Raw genomic sequence first — 21,912 nt, forward strand, 5'->3', positions numbered from 1 at the left:
AAATAAATTATCATAAAATTTCAAGACTTGACCTAAAGTGTACTCGAGAGTACACTTTCAAACTTTCTATAGCCCTGAAAATGGTTATGCCAATAACGAGTTCCGCATGCCGTACCTATTACTTTGTATTGGTTGCTTTTTTTTAGTTTTAAGTGGGGTTGGATTGTTTTATCCAACCACATCAACTTTAGATCCATTGAGTATTCAAGCATTATTTGAGCATCGTTCAGCTCCATTGAATCATGCTGCTATTGTGCTTTCGCTACTCGGCGGAATGCCATTTTTATTCTTTTTCACTGCTTTTTTGTGTGTATATCAAACTTGGATTCAAAACTATAAAAGTTTAATTTTTATCACATTGAGTATAAGTGGAAGTATTACGATTGGTTGGCTTCTGAAATGGAGCGTTGATCGAGCAAGACCTTTAGAGATTTACCACTTGGTCCAACCTTATGGCGCATCATTCCCAAGTGGCCATAGTCTTTATGCTGCAACCCTTGCGAGTTTAGTCATGTTGCTGCTGCAACAGCACAGATACCGTACTCCTGTCATTTTAGTATCTACTTTGTGGTTTATTATGATGGGGTTATCGCGAATTTATGCAGGGGTTCACTACCCGACAGATGTACTCGCTGGTTGGGGAATTGGGTTAATTTGGACTTCGTTGCTTTGGTTATGGCTGTATCAAAGCAATTTCAACAACAATTTTTTTAGATCCAAAATCTAAATTGAGGTGGAACAATGATGTCGGCTAAGCTTTGGGCACCCGCCCTCACTGCTTGCGCATTAGCAACAAGCATTGCACTTGTTGGTTGTAGCAAAGATCCAGAAGATGCACAGCAAGCTGCTGCTGCACAAAAAATGCCACCTACTGAAGTCGGTGTTATTGTTGCACAACCACAGAGTATTGAACAAAACGTTGAACTTTCAGGCCGAACCTCTGCGTATCAAATTTCAGAAGTTCGCCCACAAACCAGTGGTGTTATTTTAAAACGTCTGTTTACTGAAGGCAGTTATGTCTCTGAAGGTCAAGCACTATATGAGCTTGATTCTCGTGCTAACCGTGCGTCATTAGACACGGCCAAAGCTTCGCTCTTGCAACAACAAGCAAATTTAGCGTCTCTTCGGACCAAGCTAAACCGTTATCAACAACTTGTTTCTAGCAACGCTGTATCGAAGCAAGAGTATGATGACTTACTTGGCCAAGTGAATGTCGCTGAAGCGCAAGTTTCAGCAGCTAAGGCTCAAGTTAATAATGCTGAAGTTGATTTTGGTTATTCAACCATTCGCTCGCCTATCTCAGGTCAATCAAGCCGTTCATCTGTAACAGCAGGTGCATTGGTTACTGCGAACCAAGCTGCGCCATTGGTGACGATTCAACAACTTAATCCGATTTATGTTGATATTAACCAGTCTAGCGCCGAGTTATTGCGTTTACGCCAACAACTCAGCAAAGGCAGCTTAAGCAACAGCAACAACACCAAAGTAAAGTTGAAACTTGAAGATGGTTCAACCTATCCAATCGAAGGGCAACTCACTTTCTCTGATGCATCTGTTAACCAAGATACTGGAACAGTAACCTTACGTGCGGTGTTCTCGAACCCAAACCATTTGTTACTTCCAGGCATGTATACAACAGCGCAAATTGTTCAGGGTGTGGTTCCAAATGCTTATTTGATTCCACAAGCTGCAGTGACACGCTTACCAACAGGTCAGGCGACAGTGATGTTGGTCAATGCCAAAGGTGCGGTTGAAACACGTCCAGTCGAGACTGCAAATGTACAAGGTCAAAACTGGGTGATCACCAATGGTCTTAAAGCTGGAGACAAAGTGATTGTTGATGGTGTTGCTAAAGTGAAAGATGGTCAGGAAGTTTCAGCAAAACCTTATCAAGCTCAACCAGCAAATCCACAAAATGCAACCAAACCAGCTCAAGCAGAACAAAAAGCAACTGTGAAAGCATAAGGGGCAGATTGAATGGCTCAATTTTTTATCCATCGCCCCATTTTTGCATGGGTGATTGCACTAGTTATCATGTTGGCAGGTATTTTAACCTTGTCAAAGATGCCTATTGCCCAATATCCAACGATTGCTCCACCAACCGTTACCATTTCTGCAACCTATCCTGGTGCTTCAGCAGAAACTGTTGAAAATACGGTCACCCAGATCATCGAACAACAGATGAATGGTTTAGATGGCTTACGTTATATTTCGTCTAACAGTTCTGGTAATGGTCAAGCATCGATTGAAATCAACTTTGAACAAGGTATTGATCCTGATATTGCTCAAGTCCAAGTTCAAAACAAACTACAATCAGCAACGGCACTTCTACCTGAAGACGTACAACGTCAAGGTGTAACTGTCACAAAATCTGGTGCAAGCTTCTTGCAAGTGATTGCATTTTATTCACCAGATAATAGTTTGTCAGACTCAGATATTAAGGACTATGTAAACTCATCGATTAAAGAACCGATTAGTCGTGTTGCCGGTGTAGGTGAAGTACAAGTCTTTGGTGGCTCTTATGCGATGCGCATTTGGCTTGATCCTGCAAAACTAACAAACTACCAGCTCACCCCAAGTGATGTTGCGAGAGCGCTACAAGCGCAAAACTCACAAGTTGCAGTGGGTCAGTTGGGTGGTGCACCTGCAGTTAAAGATCAAGTGATCAATGCTACTGTAAATGCGCAAAGTTTATTGCAAACCCCTGAGCAGTTTAAGAATATTTTCTTAAAAAACACTGCTGCTGGTGCTGAAGTCCGTTTAAAAGATGTTGCTCGTGTAGAATTAGGCTCTGATAGCTATGCGTTTAACTCAATGTTTAACGGGAAGCCTGCAGGTGGTCTTGCCATTAAAATGGCAACAGGTTCCAATGCACTGGATACCGCAGAAGCCGTTGAAGAACGTTTATCTGAATTACGCAAAAACTACCCTGCGGGTCTTGAAGATAAACTGGCGTATGACACTACACCATTTATTAAGCTATCGATTGAGAGTGTTGTTCATACTTTAATTGAAGCGGTGATCTTGGTATTTATCGTCATGTTCCTGTTCTTACAGAACTGGCGTGCCACCATTATCCCAACATTGGCAATCCCTGTTGTGGTATTGGGTACATTTGCTGTCATCAATATTTTTGGTTTCTCGATCAACACATTGACCATGTTTGCGATGGTACTAGCGATCGGTCTACTGGTCGATGATGCGATTGTCGTGGTTGAAAACGTCGAGCGTGTGATGACAGAGGAACACTCTGATCCTGTTGCGGCGACTGAAAAGTCAATGAAACAAATCTCTGGTGCGCTTGTCGGTATTACCAGCGTACTGAGTGCAGTATTCGTACCGATGGCTTTCTTTAGCGGAACCACTGGGGTGATTTATCGACAGTTCTCGATTACGCTCGTTACCGCAATGGTTTTATCTTTGATTGTTGCGTTAACCTTCACTCCTGCCCTGTGCGCCACACTATTGAAACAGCATGATCCAAATAAAGCACCAAGCAATAATATCTTTGCTCGCTTCTTTAGATGGTTCAACCGTAGCTTTGAACGCGTTTCACATAGCTATCAAAACGGCGTGAGTCGTATGCTGACTGCTAAGTTTTTCTCTGGCATTCTGTATGTAGCCGTGATTGGTTTATTGGTGTTCATGTTCCAAAAACTTCCGTCTTCATTCTTACCAGAAGAAGATCAGGGTGTGGTCATGACGTTGGTTCAATTGCCGCCGAATGCAACACTTGATCGTACCGATAAAGTCATTGATACCATGACTGACTTCTTTATGAATGAAAAAGAGTCTGTCGAATCTATCTTTACCGTTTCTGGTTTCTCGTTTACAGGCGTGGGACAAAATGCGGGTATTGGCTTTATTAAGTTAAAAGATTGGGCTAGTCGTTCGACACCAGAGACGCAGATTGGTGCACTTATTCAGCGTGGTATGGCACTCAATATGATCGTCAAAGATGCGTCATACATCATGCCATTACAGCTCCCTGCTATGCCTGAATTGGGTGTTACTGCTGGCTTTAACTTGCAACTGAAAGACTCTGCGGGTCAAGGTCATGACAAACTGATTGCAGCACGTAATGCTGTTTTAGGCTTAGCTTCGCAAGACAAACGACTGGTTGGCGTACGTCCAAATGGTCAAGAAGATACACCTCAATATCAAATCATGATCGATCAGGCGCAAGCTGGTGCGATGGGTGTTAGCATTGCAGACATCAACAGTACTATGAGCATGGCTTGGGGTGGTTCTTATATCAATGACTTCATTGATCGTGGTCGTGTGAAAAAAGTTTATGTCCAAGGCGAAGCAGACAGCCGCATGATGCCTGACGACCTGAACAAATGGTATGTTCGTAACAGCTTAGGTGAAATGGTTCCGTTCTCAGCGTTTGCGACAGGCAAATGGACTTATGGTTCACCGCGTCTTGAGCGTTATAACGGTGTGTCATCAGTGAATATTCAAGGAACACCTGCGCCAGGTACAAGTTCTGGTGATTCCATGAAAGCCGTAGAAGAAATTATTGCCAAACTGCCATCGATGGGCTTAACAGGTTTCGACTACGAATGGACAGGTTTATCACTTGAAGAGCGTGAATCAGGTGCTCAAGCACCATTCTTATATGCGCTTTCATTACTCATCGTTTTCCTTTGCTTAGCCGCATTGTATGAAAGTTGGTCTATTCCATTCTCAGTATTACTGGTTGTACCACTCGGCATCATCGGTGCAATTTTGTTAACTTACTTTGGTATGGTACTGAAAGATGATCCAAATCTTTCGAATAACATCTACTTCCAAGTCGCGATTATTGCCGTGATTGGTCTTTCTGCAAAGAATGCGATCTTGATCGTAGAATTCGCAAAAGATCTACAAGAACAAGGTGAGGAGCTGCTTGAGGCCACGTTGCATGCAGCAAAAATGCGTTTACGTCCAATCATTATGACCACCCTTGCCTTCGGCTTTGGTGTGCTTCCACTCGCACTTTCTTCTGGTGCTGGTAGTCAACATTCGGTTGGTTACGGTGTATTGGGTGGTGTGATTTCCTCAACACTTTTAGGTATCTTCTTTATCCCTGTGTTCTTCGTGTGGATTCGTAGTATCTTTAAGTACCAACCAAAAACTACAAACATTCAGGAGCATAAATCGTGATGCAAACAGTATGGTCTATTTCAGGTCGTAGCATTGCGGTATCTGCACTTGCGCTTGCTTTGACTGCATGTCAAAGCATGCGCGGCCCAGAACCGGTCGTGAAAACCGATATTCCAGAAAGCTATGCATATAACAGCGCTTCTGGTACTTCTATTGCTGAACAGGGTTATAAGCAGTTCTTTGCGGACCCTCGCCTGCTTGAAGTGATTGATTTAGCTTTGAGTAACAACCGTGACTTGCGTACAGCAACTTTAAATATTGAACGTGCGCAACAACAGTATCGAATTACACAAAACAATCAACTCCCAACGATTGGGGCGAGTGGTAGTGCGATTCGTCAAGTGACCCCTACCCGTGATCCAAATAACCCATATTCAACTTATCAAGTTGGTTTGGGTGTGACCGCTTATGAGTTAGATTTCTGGGGCCGAGTTCGTAGCCTAAAAGATGCTGCACTCGACAGTTATCTTTCGACCCAAAGTGCGCGTGACTCAACACAAATCAGTTTGATTAGTGAAGTGACACAAGCATGGTTAAGTTATTCATTTGCGACTGCAAATTTGAAACTTGCAGAACAGACCTTCAAAGCGCAACTCGACTCTTATAACCTGAACAAAAAGCGTTTTGATGTCGGCATCGACAGTGAAGTGCCTTTGCGTCAAGCTCAGATTTCAGTTGAAACCGCGCGTAATGATGTTGCAAATTATAAAACTCAAATTGCTCAGGCAAGCAACTTGTTGAATCTGTTAGTAGGTCAACCTGTACCGCAAAACCTATTACCTAAGCAACCTGTGCAACGTGTTACGCAGCAAAATGTATCTTCTGCTGGTTTACCGAGTGATTTACTCAATAACCGTCCTGATGTTAAAGCTGCGGAATATAATTTAAGTGCTGCAGGTGCAAATATTGGTGCTGCAAAAGCGAGATTATTCCCGACCATTAGTCTGACAGGTACCGCTGGCTATGCATCAACTGATTTGAGTGATCTATTCAAATCTGGCAATGCATCGTGGTCAATTGGACCAAGTCTCGATTTACCAATTTTTGACTGGGGCACTCGCAAAGCCAATATCAAAATCTCTGAAACTGATCAGAAAATTGCACTGTCTAACTATGAAAAGTCAGTACAGTCCGCTTTCCGTGAAGTCAATGATGCACTGGCAACACGCGCCAATATTGGTGAACGCTTAACGGCACAACGTCGTTTAGTTGAAGCAACCAATACCACCTATAAACTATCTAATGCCCGTTTCCGTGCAGGTATTGATAGCTACTTAACTGTATTGGCTGCTCAACGTTCTGCGTACTCAGCAGAACAAGGTTTATTGTTGTTACAACAAGCTGAACAAAACAATCAGGTTGAGCTGTATAAAACACTGGGTGGCGGGTTAAAAGCCAGCACGAATGAAACAGTGGCACCGCAACTTTCGAGTTCTGAAAAGCATTACACACCATAATCTTTCTTATTTTAAAGAAAAGCTCACTTCGGTGGGCTTTTTTATTGCAAGCATGCTCAATATTTCTTATCTTCAAGGGGAATGTCTAATGGTATAAAAAATACGATGTTATTAAGTAATTTAGAATCAGTTCCCGGTCACGAGATTTTACGTCAAATTGATGTTGTTTATGGCAGTACAGTTCGCAGTAAACATGTCGGCAGAGACTTTCTCGCAGGTCTAAAAAATATTGTCGGGGGAGAATTAACGGCCTATACAGAATTGTTAGAAGAGTCTCGCCAAGAAGCGATGCAACGTATGGTTGAGAAAGCAAAAGGCTTAGGTGCCAATGCTGTCGTTGGGATTCGTTTTTCTACCTCTAACATTGCGCAGGGTGCTTCGGAGCTTTTCGTCTATGGCACTGCTGTGGTGGTACAACCAATTGTTCCAAAACTCCCAGATCCATTTAGTTCATAGGAAAATGCAATGGATGGCTTAATTTTTCAAATTGTCATTTTCCTGATTCTCTTTTCTGTAGGTTGGGGCTTTGGTCGTTATAACGAACAAAAACATTTGAGAGAGCTCGATGAAAAAGAGCGCTTGTTGGCCGATATTCAATTGGATAGCCGTCGATTTGCAAGCAGCGAGCATGCTGGGCATTTAATTAGCAGCAATGTGGTCATTTCACATGATTATTTTAAATTCATACTTGCATCGATTAAAAATATCTTAGGTGGCCGCTTAATCAGTTATGAAAGTGTGGTCGAACGCGCCCGTCGCGAAGCGATTGTGCGTTTAAAACAACAAGCTAGATCCATGGGAGGCAATCAGATTTTAGGTGTGCGCCTCAGCACCACTGAAATGGGAATGCAAGGCGGAATGGTTGAAGTGTTTGCCTATGGCACAGTGATTATCACACCGCATTAAAAAAATGTCCTGTGCAATTTCAATTGGACAGGACATCCACCTTACGCTGCAAAAATCGCTTGCCAATAGTGATAGATTTTTTCCTCACCATCCTCTAATTTAAACGCATAAGACATCTTGCGAGTTTCAATAATTTCAAAATCTACAGGATGCTTGAATATCGCCCCTGCGTAAGCAAAAGTGTGGTATTCACCATTTTCACCACATACATCAACCTCTGCGGGCATTCGCTCGATTAAGGCTGCATCAATATCTTGCCCAATAAAACTGTCATCTAGCTTGGTCGCGTCGGTCACAATAATTTTGGTGCGAATCCCAGAAGCTAGAAAATCCTGCATCACTTCGGTTGAATTTAGATTCCATATCGGTTCGACCACTTCGATCCCTAAAGGATGTAAACGATCTTCTCGATATTTGCGTACATCACTGAGGTAAATATCCCCAAAGATAAAATGTTGAACGCCCTGTGCTTTAAAATGATTGGCAGCATCCTGCATCCGCTGTTCATAGATATTTATATCTTTGGGCAATAGCACTGGGTACAACGGAATCCCAATACTTTCAGCTTGCTTTTCAAGCAGTGCATGTGGAATGGCATGCATCGAAGACAATTCAGTTTCTTCATTGACCGTTGTTAATAACGCAACAACTTCGAACTCATTTTGCTGCAATACAGTATAAAGCGCTAAAGCTGAATCTTTTCCGCCACTCCAATTAAAGACTGCTTTTTTACGACTACTCACACTTATTTCACTTTGCTTTTACGAATCATTTTGTACAACAAACTTGGTGACAAGCGCGATACCAATACACCCAGTTGCTCTTTTTTACCGCCGACCACAATATACTCTTCACCAGCCATCAGCGATGCAACCACACGTTCCGCAAAAATATCAGCATCTAAGCCATTTTCAATCGCTTCGTCCTGATGACCTTGGGGCTTCCCTTGACCATTTAGGGCATTAAAGGAAACATTGGTTTTGACAAAACCTGGGAAAACCACCGATACGTCAACTCCATCTTTAGCCACTTCAGCACGTAAGCTATTTGCCCACATGTGAATAGCGGCTTTGGCAGCAGAGTAACTCGCACGGTATTGCGTACCCAACAAACCAGCGACACTCGAAACAAAGACGACACGACCTGATTTTTGCTTTAGAAAAGTCGGCAATATCGTTTTGGTCAAGAACACTTGTGAAAAGTAATCCACTTCCATGATGGTGCGTTCAGCTTGCATGGTGGTGTCTTGGATCAAAGCACGCTGGCTCAGTCCTGCATTATTGATGAGCCAGTCAATACGCCCTTTACATGCCAAGACTTGCTCATAAGCATGACGAACTTGTGCTTCATCGGTAATATCAGCGGCAATTGAAATATGTTGCTCAGGCTTGAGTAGACCGATGCGAACGGCTTCTAACTCGTCGTAACGGCGTGAGGTCAACACCACCTGCGCACCTTGCAAAGCACATTCACGTGCCAAGGCTTTACCTAAACCAGAAGATGCTCCAGTAATCCATACCACTTTATTTTCAAGAGTTTTAAGCTTTGCCATATCTCTATCCTCTGTCCGTTGGGTGACGCATAAATTTTAGGAAATAATCAACATAAGTCACTGCCACTTGCTGATCGAGTTGAGTGGCTAACTTTTCTAGACGCTTATAACCGAGATGTGTGGTCATATTGATCACACCATTTAAAGTTTTATCGACCACAAAATTGAACTTTAAGCATTTTTTAGGCTCACGAATTAAGTGGGTAACACCGACATCAATCACTTCCGTCAATCGTTTTAATGCATTCGCGACTTCACGACTATCGCCTTCAGCGAGTTTCTGTCCCGAGGCGATCACCTGCTGAGCAAGCTGTTGCTCTACAGGATAAGTCATGTAAATCTTGTCATCTTCGATTAAAAGTGTTTTCGATAAATACTCTACCAAAGGGACTAAACGTTCATTGCTAAAAAAAGAAATCGACCAAGGCATATATTTTCGAATCGCTTCTAATATTTGCTGAATGACTTTTTCAGATTCACCTGTTTTTGAGTGCTGTTGGTTTTCGTTTAATAGCACCATGAAGACTTGTTCAACCACTTCACAAGCCATTTCAGACAGAACACTGCCCAATGCATTTGCCTGACTTTCTTTACTCGTTTGCAATAATTGTGTCCGAATATGGGCAAATCTGGCGTATGTATCCGCATGAATATTTAAAAAAACGGCGGTCTTCATCCTCACAACCTTAATTTTTGAGTTCCATAAAAAAAGACTTGTCAAAACAAGCCTTTTATCAAATTAAATGATCATTTCTATCGTTTTGGCTCTTCATTACCGACTTTAGCACAACCTAATTCGGTTCTGTATGCATAAGTGCCAAAAAATGGTTCACACATGCGGTAGCCGCGCCAGTGTCGACCTGCGTTCCCATTTTCTCTAAACGCTTATAACTCAATTGTGCGGTCATATTGATGACGCCGCTTAAGGTTTTATCTACTATCCGATTAAAGTTCAGACATTTTTTCGGCTCACGAATCAAATTGGTCACACCCAAATCGACGATCTGAATCAATGTTTGAAAAACATCCATCATATCCTTGATTTCATTTTGTTTTAATTGTTCTACTAAGGTATGTACCTGCTGTACCAATTGCGGATCTATCGGATAAGAAACATAGACTTGATCATCGTGATATTTGATCATATCGGAAAAATAATTGGCAAAAGGACATAAACGATCATTGCTAAACAAAGCAATCGACCACGGCATATATTTGCGTACGGCACCCGTGATTTGCTGAATGACTTTTTCTGATTCTGCTGAATTTTGTTGGGTCAAATGGGATGGTTTACGGTTTTGAATCAGTAAGACCGAGAAGACTTGCTCTACGATGTCACACGCGATCTCGGAAAGCACCTCCCCCAAAACACGGGATTGGCTTTCATTACTGCCCGCATTTAATTGTTTACGGATCGACTCAAACTGCCCATGTGTAACGTCGTTAATTTTCAAAAGAATTGAATAACTCATATGAACCATCCCTTTATTTAAGTTTTTAGCATTGTTATTTTGTTGTTTTATGCATCATCATTATTTAATTATGTGATCCAATATACATAAACTTAACGTTTTATTCGTAAAAAACCAACGCATTTCGTCGGCTTGTTGCCACTTTGTGAAGTTATTTAATGAGATAAGCTTTGGCATCAGTGAAATGACAACAGATTCGACAGTTTTTTGCTACAATAGACACAATTTTTTATTCTATTTTGATCTTCTGTACTATGACTGACGCTCAATCTGCTCAAAATATCGCAACCACTTACGATCCAACTGAGATCGAGAAAAAATGGTACCAAACTTGGGAACAAAAAGGTTATTTCAAACCGTCAGGTCAAGGTGAATCATTCTGTATCATGATTCCACCGCCGAACGTCACTGGTAGCTTGCATATGGGGCATGGTTTTAACAATGCCATCATGGATGCACTGACCCGTTATAACCGTATGTCAGGTAAAAACACCTTGTGGCAACCAGGTACAGACCATGCAGGTATCGCAACGCAAATGGTGGTTGAACGTCAATTGGGTGCTCAGGGTGTTAGCCGTCATGACTTAGGTCGTGAAAAATTCATCGAAAAAGTTTGGGAATGGAAAGAGCAATCAGGCGGTACGATTACACGTCAAATCCGTCGTCTAGGTTCTTCGGTAGATTGGTCACGTGAACGCTTCACCATGGATGAAGGTTTGTCCAATGCAGTGAAAGAAGTCTTTGTAAAACTACATGAAGATGGTTTGATTTATCGTGGTAAACGTCTCGTTAACTGGGATCCTAAGTTACAAACTGCCCTTTCTGACCTAGAAGTAGAATCTGATAAAGAAGAAGCAGGTTCATTGTGGCACTTCAAATATTTCTTTGAAGACAAATCACTGCGTACCCATGATGGTAAAGACCACATCGTGGTTGCAACAACGCGTCCTGAAACATTATTGGGTGATACTGCGGTTGCCGTGGCGCTTGATGATGAACGCTATTCGCATCTTGTGGGTCAAAACATTATCCTACCGATTACAGGTCGTGCAGTTCCAATCGTTAAAGATGAATATGTTGATAAAGAATTCGGTACAGGCTGTGTAAAAATCACCCCTGCACATGACTTCAATGACTATGAAGTCGGGAAGCGTTGTGAACTACCAATCATCAATATCTTCAATAAAAATGCGGAAGTGTTGGCTGAATTTGAATACATCGCGAAAGCGGGTGAACAAATCTCCAAAAGCATTGCTGCTCCTGCGGACTATATTGGTTTAGAGCGTTTCGTTGCACGTAAAAAATTGGTTGAACAAGCAGAAGTTGAAGGTTGGTTAGACCAAATTCAACCTTATACGTTGAAACCACCTCGCGGTGACCGTTCAGGTGTGATCGTTGAGCCATTATTGACAGACCAATGGTATGTAAAAATTGCGCCATTGGCTGAACCTGCGATTAAAGCAGTGAAAGATGGTGACATTAAATTTGTACCTGAACAGTACAGCAACATGTACATGGCGTGGATGAACAATATCCAAGATTGGTGTATTTCACGTCAGCTTTGGTGGGGTCATCGTATCCCAGCTTGGTACGATGCTGAAGGCAATATTTATGTCGGTCGTGACGAAGCTGAAGTACGTGCAAAAAACAACATCCCCGCTGATGTTGCATTAAACCAAGATGAAGATGTACTCGATACATGGTTCTCATCTGCGCTTTGGACGTTCTCCACTTTAGGTTGGACCGGTGATGCCCAGAAAGATGCAGAAAACTATTTCCTCAAGACTTTCCACCCAACAGATGTTTTAGTCACTGGTTTTGACATCATCTTCTTCTGGGTTGCTCGTATGATTATGTTTACGATGCATTTCATGAAGAATGAAGATGGTACGCCACAAGTACCGTTTAAAACGGTTTACGTTCATGGCTTAGTCCGTGATGGCGAAGGTCAGAAAATGTCGAAGTCTAAGGGTAACGTACTCGACCCACTCGATTTAATCGACGGTGTCGACCTTGAAGACCTCGTACAAAAACGTACCACAGGTTTGATGAATCCGAAACAAGCAGCGAAGATTGAAAAATCAACGCGTAAAGAATTCCCAGAAGGTATTCAAGCTTACGGTACGGATGCAGTTCGCTTCACATTCTGCGCCCTTGCCAACACAGGTCGTGACATTAAGTTCGATATGAAGCGTGTTGAAGGCTATCGTAACTTTGCCAACAAGATATGGAACGCAACGCGTTTCGTGATGATGAACTGTGAAAACCAAGAAATTAGTTCTGAAATTCGTCAAGACCTTTGGGAACTGCCTGAACAGTGGATCGTAAGCCGTCTGCAAAAAGCAGAAGCTGCGGTACAACAAGCCTTTGCGACTTACCGTTTAGATTTGGCTGCGCAAGCAATTTACGAGTTCATTTGGAATGAATATTGTGACTGGTATGTTGAGTTAACCAAACCTGTTCTGAACGATGAAAATGTATCTACTGAACGTAAAGCAGAAGTTCGTCGTGTACTCCTTGCGGTGATGGAAGCCTCTTTACGTCTTGCACATCCATTGATGCCGTATTTGACTGAAGAAATTTGGCAAACACTTGCACCGAAACTTGGTATTTCAGGCGAAAGTATTATGCTTGCGCAATACCCTGTTGCGAACCCTGAGCGTGTAAATGAACAGGCTGAAGCTGATATGCATTGGCTACAAGGTTTGATCGGTGCGGTGCGTAATATTCGTGGTGAAATGGGCTTGGGTAATGCGCGTTTACTGCCAGTGTTATTGCAAAACACTTCTGATGTTGAGCGTGAACAAATCATTCGTATTGAAGCGTTATTCAAAGCACTCGCAAAAGTTGAAAGTATTGAGTTCTTAACCAAAGATCAAGAACCACCACTTTCTTGCTCTAGCGTTGTCAGCCATGCTTCAGTATTTGTACCAATGAAAGGTTTGATTGATCCTAAAGCAGAATTGGGTCGTTTGCAGAAAGACTTAGACAAAGTTCAAAAGCAACATGATCAAATCGCAGGAAAATTAGCAAATGAAGGTTTTGTGGCAAAAGCCCCTGCGGCTGTGGTTGAAGGTGAAAAAGCGAAATTGGCTGAGTTTGCTGATCAATTAAGTAAAATTAAAGCAAGTATGGAGCAAATTGCTGCGCTTTAAGTGTTGCAGATTTAATCTAATATATTGTATAAAGGGCTGATGATTCAGCCCTTTTACTATTTTAAACATGCCGTCAATCGAAAAAATTATCTACAATGAAATAACTCTTCCTCTTAAAGGAAAAAACTTAATCATCACTGGAAATAATGGTTCAGGTAAAACATGCTTCCTAACTGAAGTATCTAATAATTTGAGAGGCCTGAAGAGTAGTTTTTATAATGATTTATTACGAAAAAAACTTATTTCCGAAATCCAGTTCGGTGCTAAAAATTTCCATTCTATTTTAAATTTTAATGATATTGAAAATGAATTTATAGAAGAGTTATTAGCTGATGCTAGAACTTTAAGCTTTAACGAGCTATACGAATTCTTAAAGTTTTTTTCAAATATTTTAAAAAACAGATATCAAATATTTAAAGGTTCCAACTCAGACTTACAAGAAAAAGGGCAAATAGAAAAAATAGCCAAAATAAATGAAAAATTGAGCAATAACTATTTCTACATTAAAGAACCACAACATATTGACAACTATTTCAATAATACCAATAAATTAATTAATTCATATATCAATAAAGAAAATAATTTAGAGATTATTGGAAATGATTTAAATAAGGATATGATTTATTATTTTGATGCTGCTAGAGTAAGTGTAAAAGATTTTTCTTTCGATCAATTTAAAACATATGATGAATATGCACAAGAGCACTCTATTACTGATATTGAAGGTGCTTTAGAAGCATACTTATTACTAAATAAATTAGCACTTCTATCTTTATCACGTTCAATTAAAATAAATAGTATTAATAACCAAAAAATTTATAAACTAGAAAGATGGTTTAAAAAAGTTGAATCAGATTTAAAATGGATATTTGAAAACAATTCAACTAAATTGATTTTTACTAGAACTGGCAATAAAGTGCTTATTCAACAGGATTCAAACTTTTTTAATTTTGATGAGTTATCTTCTGGTTTCAAAGCAATTTTTAACATTTACGCCAACTTATTAATGCGTGCACAAATAAAAGATTTAGCTCCTGAGAGTTTAATCGGCATAGCCATTATTGATGAAATAGACGTACATCTTCATATCTCTTTACAAAAGAAAGTTTTGCCATTTCTTATTAAAGCTTTTCCTAAAGTACAATTCATTGTGAGTACCCACTCGCCATTTGTTATTACATCTACGGATAATGAGACTGTAGTTTATGATATTTCTAGTGGTGATTTGTTTGAAGAAGATCTAAGTTTTTATTCTCATGACTCCATAATTAAAGAACTTTTTCATGTTAATCCAGAAAGTAATGAGACAATTAATATTTCTAAATTTATTATCGAATTCGTCGAAAAGGATATGCATAGAGATAATTTACTTGAAATAAAAAATGTTCTAGACAGGATAGAGGTGGATTTACCAAAACTTTCTATTGAATCTCAATTACAATATATTGTTGCAAAAAATAAACTCGCAAAACTAAGTCAGGAAGGGCTTAATTGATGTTTTCAGTTAGTAGACCAAATACAGTTCCTAAAAGTCTGACAGGTACTAATAAAGATTATAGATCCGAAGAGGTAGTGGTTACCTTAAAACAAATGTTTCATGGGAAGTGTTATTTATGCGAGAGAGCTAATATATTAGATATTGAGGTTGAACATCTTGATCCACATAGAGGGGATGTAATTAAGAAATTTAATTGGAATAATTTGTTCTACAGTTGTAGTCGTTGCAATAATATTAAAAGTCATACTCATACAAACATAGTAGACTGCTCACTAATTAATGATGATGTATCTCGCTATCTTATACTTGACTGTCCTATAACAAATAATAAAAGTATTAAAGTAACTGTTAAAGAAAGTGGTATCACAAGCCAACAACCTATTAACTTTACAGTAATGTTATTGGATGAATGCTATAACAATACATCAACTGGGATTAGAGGTATTAGTAGAAGTGAACTAATCAAAGATATTCAAAGATATAGTTTTCAGCTACAAAAGCTCAAAAATGAACTGCTATTTCCTACTGAACCGTTAGCTCAATCCGAAATTGATCTAAAAATCGAAAAATTAAAAGCTATGTGTTCACCTCAATTTTCATATTCTGCTTTTTGGAAATGGGCTATTACTCTAGATGAAGATTTATCGCAATTAGTTGGTAATGTCTTTTAGTTTAAGCTGCCCCTCTCCCATAGGGAGAGGGGGGCATTCTTTGTGAATTTAATAGTTATTAGATACACAACGTTCCCTCTCCTTTTAGGAGAGGGTTAGGGAGAGGTACTTTTTAAGGTTTACAAAACCCCACACCCCAATAACATCTCTACCCCACTCACCTTTTTCATATGCTTTAAACGTTCCTTTTCCCACTTCAACTGCTGCTTTAACTCAGCACAATCAGCATCTATAGCTTTATATACATCACTCATATGAACATGCTCGGCTTTGACTTTTTTCGCCAACTGAAAAGAATCTAAAATCTCGCTAATTTGACTTTCTAGCTGCTGACTCTGTGCATCCAAAGCCAGTTTATAAAACTTCAATTGTTCGGCAGATAATTCTTTCGCCCCTAACCCCTTATTCTGTTCAAGCTGTAATTGAAGTTTCAATAAATAAAACAAATCCTGCTGTTCATAAGCCTGACTTGCCTGTTGGAATAACTCAGTTTTTTCCTCTTTCTTGGTTTCATCTTGCTCACGGTCAGGATGAATCATCGCAGCAATTTTTAAATACACGGTTTTTAACGACTGCGCTGCCATTTGCTCAGCTTGTTCACGTTTCTGTTGTTGTCTAAGTTGTTTGGCTTGTTCACGAGCTTGTTGTTGTTCCGCAGCATACTGTTCAAATTCATCTTCTAATTCTGCACTTTGCTCAAAACTTTCATTTTGTTCAAACTTGGCTGACTGCACCTTCTTAGTCTTTTTAATCGATTGTTGTGCATGTTGCTGATAAAAGCTATCGATTTGCTGCACCAGCTTTAACTGTTCATCCTTCAACATCTGAGAGCGTTTCAACATGTGCGCAAGTTGGGAAATTTTCTCATCCAGTTGTTGCACATCAACTTTGGAAAACTCATGGCTGTGTAACAGATTCCAAAGTTGATCTAACTGCTGAAATAACACCTCATGTAGTTCATGATACACAGGCATCAGTTTTTGCCGCGTGTGCTGTTGAATTTCGGTTTGAGCATTTCGCCATGTGGCAAGACTGATTTTTTGCTGTTCTATTTTATCAATCAGGCGATTCAGCTTTTTCTGCTGTGCAGACGGCTCAGCTCCTTGCTGTAAGCTGACTTTGAGATCAAAGGACATGCTCATCCACCTGAAAAGGAAAAAGTGTAGCAACAATCAAACGAGGAAGGTAGTAAACCTTCCTTTGTGTATGAAACAGCATATTATTTTTAAAAGAACCCAAAGTGGCTAGCTCAGGTATTCATCGCTTAAGATATCCACCAAATCACCAATGGCAAGGTCACGGCAGCACATAAGGTCTGAAAGCTAATTACGGCGGCCATCAATTGACTATCTCCACCCAACACTTTTGTTAAAATATAAGCAGCAGAAGCCGTTGGCAGAGCAAAAAACACCACTAAAATTTGGGTTTGCAAACTTGGCAAGCCCAACCATGTACATACGAGAAAAGCCAATGCAGGTACAGCCAAGAGTCGGGCAAAAGTATCAGCTAATAACACCACAATATCTTTTTTGATCTGCATAAACTGCAAAGCTGCGCCAACACATAACAAACCTAACGGCAAACTCGATGCGGAGAATAGCTTGATCAAACTAGAAAGACCTTCCCAAATCGGAATGTTTAATACATTGACTAACCCACCCACAATACAAGAAACAATCAACGGATTTTTCAGCAATGCAATCAAAACAGGCTTGATCGCCATTTGCTCTTTGGTGGTTAAAGCCAGCACTGAAATTACATTGACCAATGGAATACAAAGCGCCAGTAAAATCACCAAAATCGCCATCCCTTCTTTTTGAAAGAGAGAGGCGACCAACGCTAAACCAATATAAGTATTGAAACGGACCATACTCTGGACATGCACACCAAAACGCGCGGGCTGAATATCCCAAAACATTCGTAATACATACATGACAGCCGTGACCGTCAGCACCACGATCAACATCGCAACAACAGCGCTACTCAAGCTGTGCAAATCAATTTTTGTGGTCGCTAAGGTATGGAACAATAACGCTGGAAATAAAATATAGTAATTTAACTTCTCTGCCCCAGCCCAAAACTCTTTACTCAGAAAATTATATTTTTTAAATAGATATCCTGATGCAATGAATGCAACCAAAGGAAACAGGGCCAGAACAATATTATTCATTACTTTACTCAGCTTTTATTTCTACTGTTCATTGGCGTTTTTGCAATGAACCCAACACGCCATTTATTAAAGATGATTTATACACATATTAAAACCAGTTTTTCCTCGTCATAAACCCAACATAATTTTTGGAGCCTAGAACATCGTACTTCTAATTCTGATTCAAGCGTTGCAATGTTGCACGGCTCATTAAAAATAGCGCGATCTATCTGATATATATTTATAAATGCACCACTTTTCACCAAAAATAAAACATACCCTCTAAATTGGTGCGTTTTTTGCATAGCTCAGTACATCAAAATGAGCTTCCCTAAGATGGCTCAGGTTCTTTAGATTCGATAAATCCATTTTGGTGCAAAAAATGATCGTTTATTTTGCATCAGAATTGGATTTAGCACTTATATCGAGCATGTTATGCAAAATGTAGACATCTTTTTTCTATTACTTGGTGCCGTATTGGTGCTTGCAATGCACGCAGGATTTGCATTCCTCGAGTTAGGCACAGTACGCCACAAAAACCAAGTCAATGCACTCAGCAAAATCCTAACTGACTTCTGTATCTCAGCCATCGCCTACTTCTTCGTTGGCTATTGGATTGCCTATGGTCAAAACTTCCTCGTGACGGGCGAATTGCTATCTGCCAATCATGGCTATGATCTGATGCGTTGTTTCTTCTTACTCACCTTTGCAGCCGCCATTCCAGCGATTGTTTCTGGTGGTATTGCAGAACGTGCAAAGATGCGTTCGCAAGCATTAGCGACTTTACTGCTGGTTGCCCTGATCTATCCATTCTTTGAAGGTATGATCTGGAATGGTAACTATGGTGTGCAAACATGGTTAGAAAACCAATTTGGTGCACCCTTCCATGACTTTGCTGGTTCAGTGGTTGTTCATGCCATGGGCGGTTGGATTGCGCTAGCGGCGGTGCTGTTATTAGGTGCTCGAAATGGTCGCTATAAAAAAGATGGTCGTGTTAGCGCTCATCCACCTTCATCAATTCCATTCCTAGCTTTAGGTTCATGGATTTTGATTGTTGGTTGGTTCGGCTTTAACGTGATGAGTGCGCAACGTGTCGAAGCCATCTCTGGACTCGTAGCCATCAACTCACTTATGGCGATGGCTGGTGGTACGTTGGCAGCCAACTTTATGGGTAGAAATGACCCTGGTTTCTTACACAATGGTCCGCTGGCAGGTCTTGTAGCAATCTGTGCTGGGTCTGATATTGTGCATCCAATTGGGGCATTGATGATTGGCGCATGTGCAGGTGCAATCTTTGTTTACTTCTTCACTTACACGCAAAACAAACTCAAAGTCGATGATGTACTTGGCGTGTGGCCTTTGCATGGTGTCTGTGGTGCTTTTGGTGCAGTTGCAGCAGGAATATTCGGTCAACAGGCTCTTGGTGGTTTAGGCGGTGTTTCTTTTATTTCTCAATTGATCGGCACAGGTTTAGGGATTAGCGTTGCGTTGATTGGTGGTTTTATCGTCTATGGTTTATTAAAACTGACAATTGGCATCCGTTTATCAGCAGAAGATGAATATCGTGGTGCTGACCTTTCGATTCATAAGGTTTCAGCAAATTCTGACGAATCAATGTTCTAATTTTTCAATACTTTAAAGCGGCTTAATGCCGCTTTTTTTGTGCCCTTTAAAAAATCTTTTGATTCAACGTATTTTCCTCCCCGCTGTCTCAGTGAAAGCGGCACATCTATTCTAGATTCTCATAATGATTCAATACGCACTGAAAATTAATCTTATCTTTTAAACTGTCGAAAAAATATAAATCATGGCACACATTATGCTTTCTATTTCCTGCAATTTTTACTGTAATTCACAGATTTAAAAATTGCTTAATTCATCAATAGTTACTGGTAACAAAACCGTAAAGAATATCGCTTGAGCAACCGTATTGAAGTCTATTAATATGAAAACGAATGTATTTTTATACATATAAAAAGATATTAATTTTCATAAAAACTGACCGCTCAATAGCAACAATGACGAATGCGTCCATAACGATACAAAAGGAGTTTTGTACATGACACATAAACGCACCATGACCTCTCTGCTTTGCGCAAGCGCTTTAATGTTCGGCTTAAGTGCTTGTAGTGACAACAAAGCACCCGCTGCTGGTGATAAAGCCACTGAAGGTGACACTTCCACATCAGGTACCTTAAACAAAATCAAAAGCTCTGGCACCATCGTGCTGGGCTATCGCGATTCGTCCATTCCATTTTCCTACATTGCAGCAAGCCCGAACCAACCTGTCGGTTATGCGCATGATTTACAACTTAAAGTTGTAGAGGCCGTTAAGCAAAAACTCAACATGCCTGACCTGAAAATCCGCTATAACCTCGTCACCAGTCAAAATCGTATTCCGTTGGTGTCGAATGGCACGGTGGATCTGGAATGTGGCTCTACCACGAATAATAAAGAGCGACAGCAACAAGTCGATTTCTCTATCGGTTTCTTTGAGGTCGGCTCAAGACTGTTAACGGCGAAGGATTCAGGAATTAAGGATTTTGCTGATTTAAAAGGTAAAAAATTAGTTACGACCGCAGGCACCACATCTGAGCGCTATATTCGCCAGCATCAACAAGAATTAGGAATTGGTGAAATCATTTCAGCCAAAGACCATGCTGAGTCATTCCTGATGTTACAAAATGGTCGTGCTGTCGCGTTCATGATGGATGACATTCTACTTGCAGGTGAGAAATCCAAAGCCAAAGATCCAAGTAAATGGGATATTGTCGGTACTGCACCTATCCAAGAAATTTATGGCTGTATGCTGCGCAAAGGCGATACAGGCTTTAAACAGGTGGTCGATGATGCAATCAAAGCGACTTATGCTTCAGGCGAAATCAATCAAATGTATCAAAAATGGTTCCAGCAACCGATTCCACCTAAAAACATTAACCTAAATTTTGAGATGTCTGATCAACTAAAAGCGTTAATCAGCAATCCGCATGATCGAGATCAGTAGACTTCTTGCATAAATCCCTTTTATTTCTCCCGATGGGAGAAATAAAAGAAGAGTAAAACTTATGAAAGAGATCGAGTCATTTATCTTCGATAACTAAAATATTATTGCGGAACCGGGGAACAATGGATGTTCTCCCGCTTCTTCTCAGGAGTTATTATGAATTATAGCTGGAACTGGGGAGTTTTGTGGCAGTCTACAGGTGTGGGAGATACCACTTACCTGAACTGGATTATAACGGGTCTGGGATGGCTAGTGGTTATTGCTGTGGTGGCATGGACCATTGCCATGCTTCTTGGCAGCATCCTTGGCATCATGCGTACGCTCCCGAATAAAACAGCCAGAGCCATAGGTACGGCCTATGTCACTCTGTTTAGGAATGTTCCTTTACTCGTTCAATTATTTATTTGGTTTTATGTGGTTCCCAACTTTCTGCCTGCGCCAATTAAAAACTGGTGGATGAGTGATCTTGGTGCCAATACTACAGCATTGATTTCTGCCAGTATCGGACTAGGCTTGTTTACCGCGGCACGTGTCTGCGAACAAGTTCGGACGGGCATTGAAGCCTTACCCCAAGGTCAGATCAATGCTGGTTATGCCATGGGTTTTTCGACGGTGCAATTGTATCGCTATGTGATTCTGCCACAGTCTTTCCGTACCATTTTACCCCCGCTTAGTTCAGAACTAACCAACTGCGTAAAAAACACTTCTGTGGCTTCGCTAGTTGGGGTTGCTGAAATTATTTCGCAGATGAAAACCATCAGTGAATATACCCAAAACACCATCGAAATTTATACCTTTGTCACCCTGATTTTCATTGTCATCAATGTCTGTCTGATTTCTGCAATGAGCCTACTGGAAAAACGTCTGCGTATTCCTGGTTTAATTTCAGGAGGGAAGTAG

General features: G+C 40.6%; 17 protein-coding genes and 1 pseudogene. 12 read left to right on the forward strand and 6 right to left on the reverse strand.

Annotation, left to right across the window (positions count from 1 at the left end):
* Positions 1-106 precede the first annotated feature (106 nt).
* The 6 genes and pseudogenes from F991_RS04415 to F991_RS04440 all read left to right on the forward strand — a co-directional run bounded on the left by F991_RS04415 (position 107) and on the right by F991_RS04440 (position 7,511).
* Positions 107-755, forward strand: a pseudogene (locus F991_RS04415) (phosphatase PAP2 family protein).
* Positions 742-1,965: an AdeA/AdeI family multidrug efflux RND transporter periplasmic adaptor subunit gene (locus F991_RS04420; protein ID WP_004669255.1), complete on the forward strand. Its 1,224-nt coding sequence runs from the start codon at positions 742-744 to the stop codon at positions 1,963-1,965. The pseudogene F991_RS04415 and the gene F991_RS04420 overlap by 14 nt, the downstream one beginning before the upstream one ends.
* A 12-nt stretch (positions 1,966-1,977) precedes the next feature.
* On the forward strand, positions 1,978-5,148 hold the full coding sequence (adeJ, locus tag F991_RS04425) for a multidrug efflux RND transporter permease subunit AdeJ (protein WP_004669258.1): 3,171 nt from the start codon (positions 1,978-1,980) through the stop codon (positions 5,146-5,148).
* On the forward strand, positions 5,148-6,605 hold the full coding sequence (gene adeK / locus F991_RS04430; protein WP_004669260.1) for a multidrug efflux RND transporter AdeIJK outer membrane channel subunit AdeK: 1,458 nt from the start codon (positions 5,148-5,150) through the stop codon (positions 6,603-6,605). Before adeJ ends, adeK begins: the two co-directional genes overlap by 1 nt.
* A gap of 105 nt (positions 6,606-6,710) precedes the next feature.
* Positions 6,711-7,061 carry a YbjQ family protein gene (locus tag F991_RS04435; RefSeq protein WP_034594934.1) on the forward strand — a complete coding sequence of 117 codons (351 nt, stop codon included), beginning with the start codon at positions 6,711-6,713 and terminating at the stop codon, positions 7,059-7,061.
* A gap of 9 nt (positions 7,062-7,070) precedes the next feature.
* Entirely contained in the window at positions 7,071-7,511 is a 441-nt protein-coding gene (locus tag F991_RS04440; RefSeq protein ID WP_004669264.1) for a YbjQ family protein, read from the forward strand.
* A gap of 41 nt (positions 7,512-7,552) precedes the next feature.
* Here F991_RS04440 and F991_RS04445 read toward each other — a convergent pair whose 3' ends face one another.
* The 4 genes from F991_RS04445 to F991_RS04460 form a co-directional block, all read right to left on the reverse strand.
* Positions 7,553-8,260 (reverse strand): Dph6-related ATP pyrophosphatase, encoded by a 708-nt coding sequence (locus F991_RS04445; protein ID WP_171063412.1) that lies wholly within the window; start codon positions 8,258-8,260, stop codon positions 7,553-7,555.
* Entirely contained in the window at positions 8,257-9,063 is an 807-nt protein-coding gene (locus tag F991_RS04450) for an SDR family NAD(P)-dependent oxidoreductase (protein WP_004669268.1), read from the reverse strand. Before F991_RS04450 ends, F991_RS04445 begins: the two co-directional genes overlap by 4 nt.
* Positions 9,064-9,067: 4 nt before the next feature.
* The gene (locus F991_RS04455; protein WP_004669270.1) at positions 9,068-9,739 is read right to left on the reverse strand and encodes a hypothetical protein; all 672 of its coding nucleotides are present in this window, start codon (positions 9,737-9,739) and stop codon (positions 9,068-9,070) included.
* A 115-nt stretch (positions 9,740-9,854) separates the two neighbouring features.
* Entirely contained in the window at positions 9,855-10,535 is a 681-nt protein-coding gene (locus F991_RS04460; protein WP_004669272.1) for a hypothetical protein, read from the reverse strand.
* A 254-nt stretch (positions 10,536-10,789) separates the two neighbouring features.
* On the opposite strand from F991_RS04460, the gene F991_RS04465 reads away from it, so the two are divergent.
* The 3 genes from F991_RS04465 to F991_RS04475 all read left to right on the forward strand — a co-directional run bounded on the left by F991_RS04465 (position 10,790) and on the right by F991_RS04475 (position 15,859).
* A complete protein-coding gene (locus F991_RS04465) occupies positions 10,790-13,690 on the forward strand; it encodes a valine--tRNA ligase (RefSeq protein WP_004669274.1) in 2,901 nt (966 codons plus the stop codon).
* A gap of 67 nt (positions 13,691-13,757) precedes the next feature.
* Positions 13,758-15,185 (forward strand): AAA family ATPase, encoded by a 1,428-nt coding sequence (locus F991_RS04470; RefSeq protein WP_004669276.1) that lies wholly within the window; start codon positions 13,758-13,760, stop codon positions 15,183-15,185.
* Positions 15,185-15,859: an HNH endonuclease family protein gene (locus F991_RS04475; RefSeq protein WP_004669278.1), complete on the forward strand. Its 675-nt coding sequence runs from the start codon at positions 15,185-15,187 to the stop codon at positions 15,857-15,859. The genes F991_RS04470 and F991_RS04475 overlap by 1 nt, the downstream gene beginning before the upstream one ends.
* 119 nt (positions 15,860-15,978) lie before the next feature.
* On the opposite strand, the gene F991_RS04480 is transcribed toward F991_RS04475, so the two are convergent.
* A complete protein-coding gene (locus F991_RS04480) occupies positions 15,979-16,995 on the reverse strand; it encodes a hypothetical protein (RefSeq protein ID WP_004669280.1) in 1,017 nt (338 codons plus the stop codon).
* Between the two features lie 128 nt (positions 16,996-17,123).
* Entirely contained in the window at positions 17,124-18,029 is a 906-nt protein-coding gene (locus F991_RS04485) for an AEC family transporter (protein ID WP_004669284.1), read from the reverse strand.
* Positions 18,030-18,443: 414 nt separating this feature from the next.
* On the opposite strand from F991_RS04485, the gene F991_RS04490 reads away from it, so the two are divergent.
* From F991_RS04490 to F991_RS04500, 3 genes are all read left to right on the forward strand, one after another.
* On the forward strand, positions 18,444-19,631 hold the full coding sequence (locus tag F991_RS04490; protein WP_004669285.1) for an ammonium transporter: 1,188 nt from the start codon (positions 18,444-18,446) through the stop codon (positions 19,629-19,631).
* 436 nt (positions 19,632-20,067) lie between these two features.
* Entirely contained in the window at positions 20,068-21,012 is a 945-nt protein-coding gene (locus F991_RS04495) for a transporter substrate-binding domain-containing protein (RefSeq protein ID WP_004669287.1), read from the forward strand.
* 156 nt (positions 21,013-21,168) lie between these two features.
* Positions 21,169-21,912 (forward strand): amino acid ABC transporter permease, encoded by a 744-nt coding sequence (locus F991_RS04500; protein ID WP_004669289.1) that lies wholly within the window; start codon positions 21,169-21,171, stop codon positions 21,910-21,912.

Origin of the sequence: Acinetobacter sp. CIP-A165 (genome assembly GCF_000367985.1) — a bacterium.
In the GTDB taxonomy this organism is placed as follows: Bacteria; Pseudomonadota; Gammaproteobacteria; order Pseudomonadales; family Moraxellaceae; genus Acinetobacter.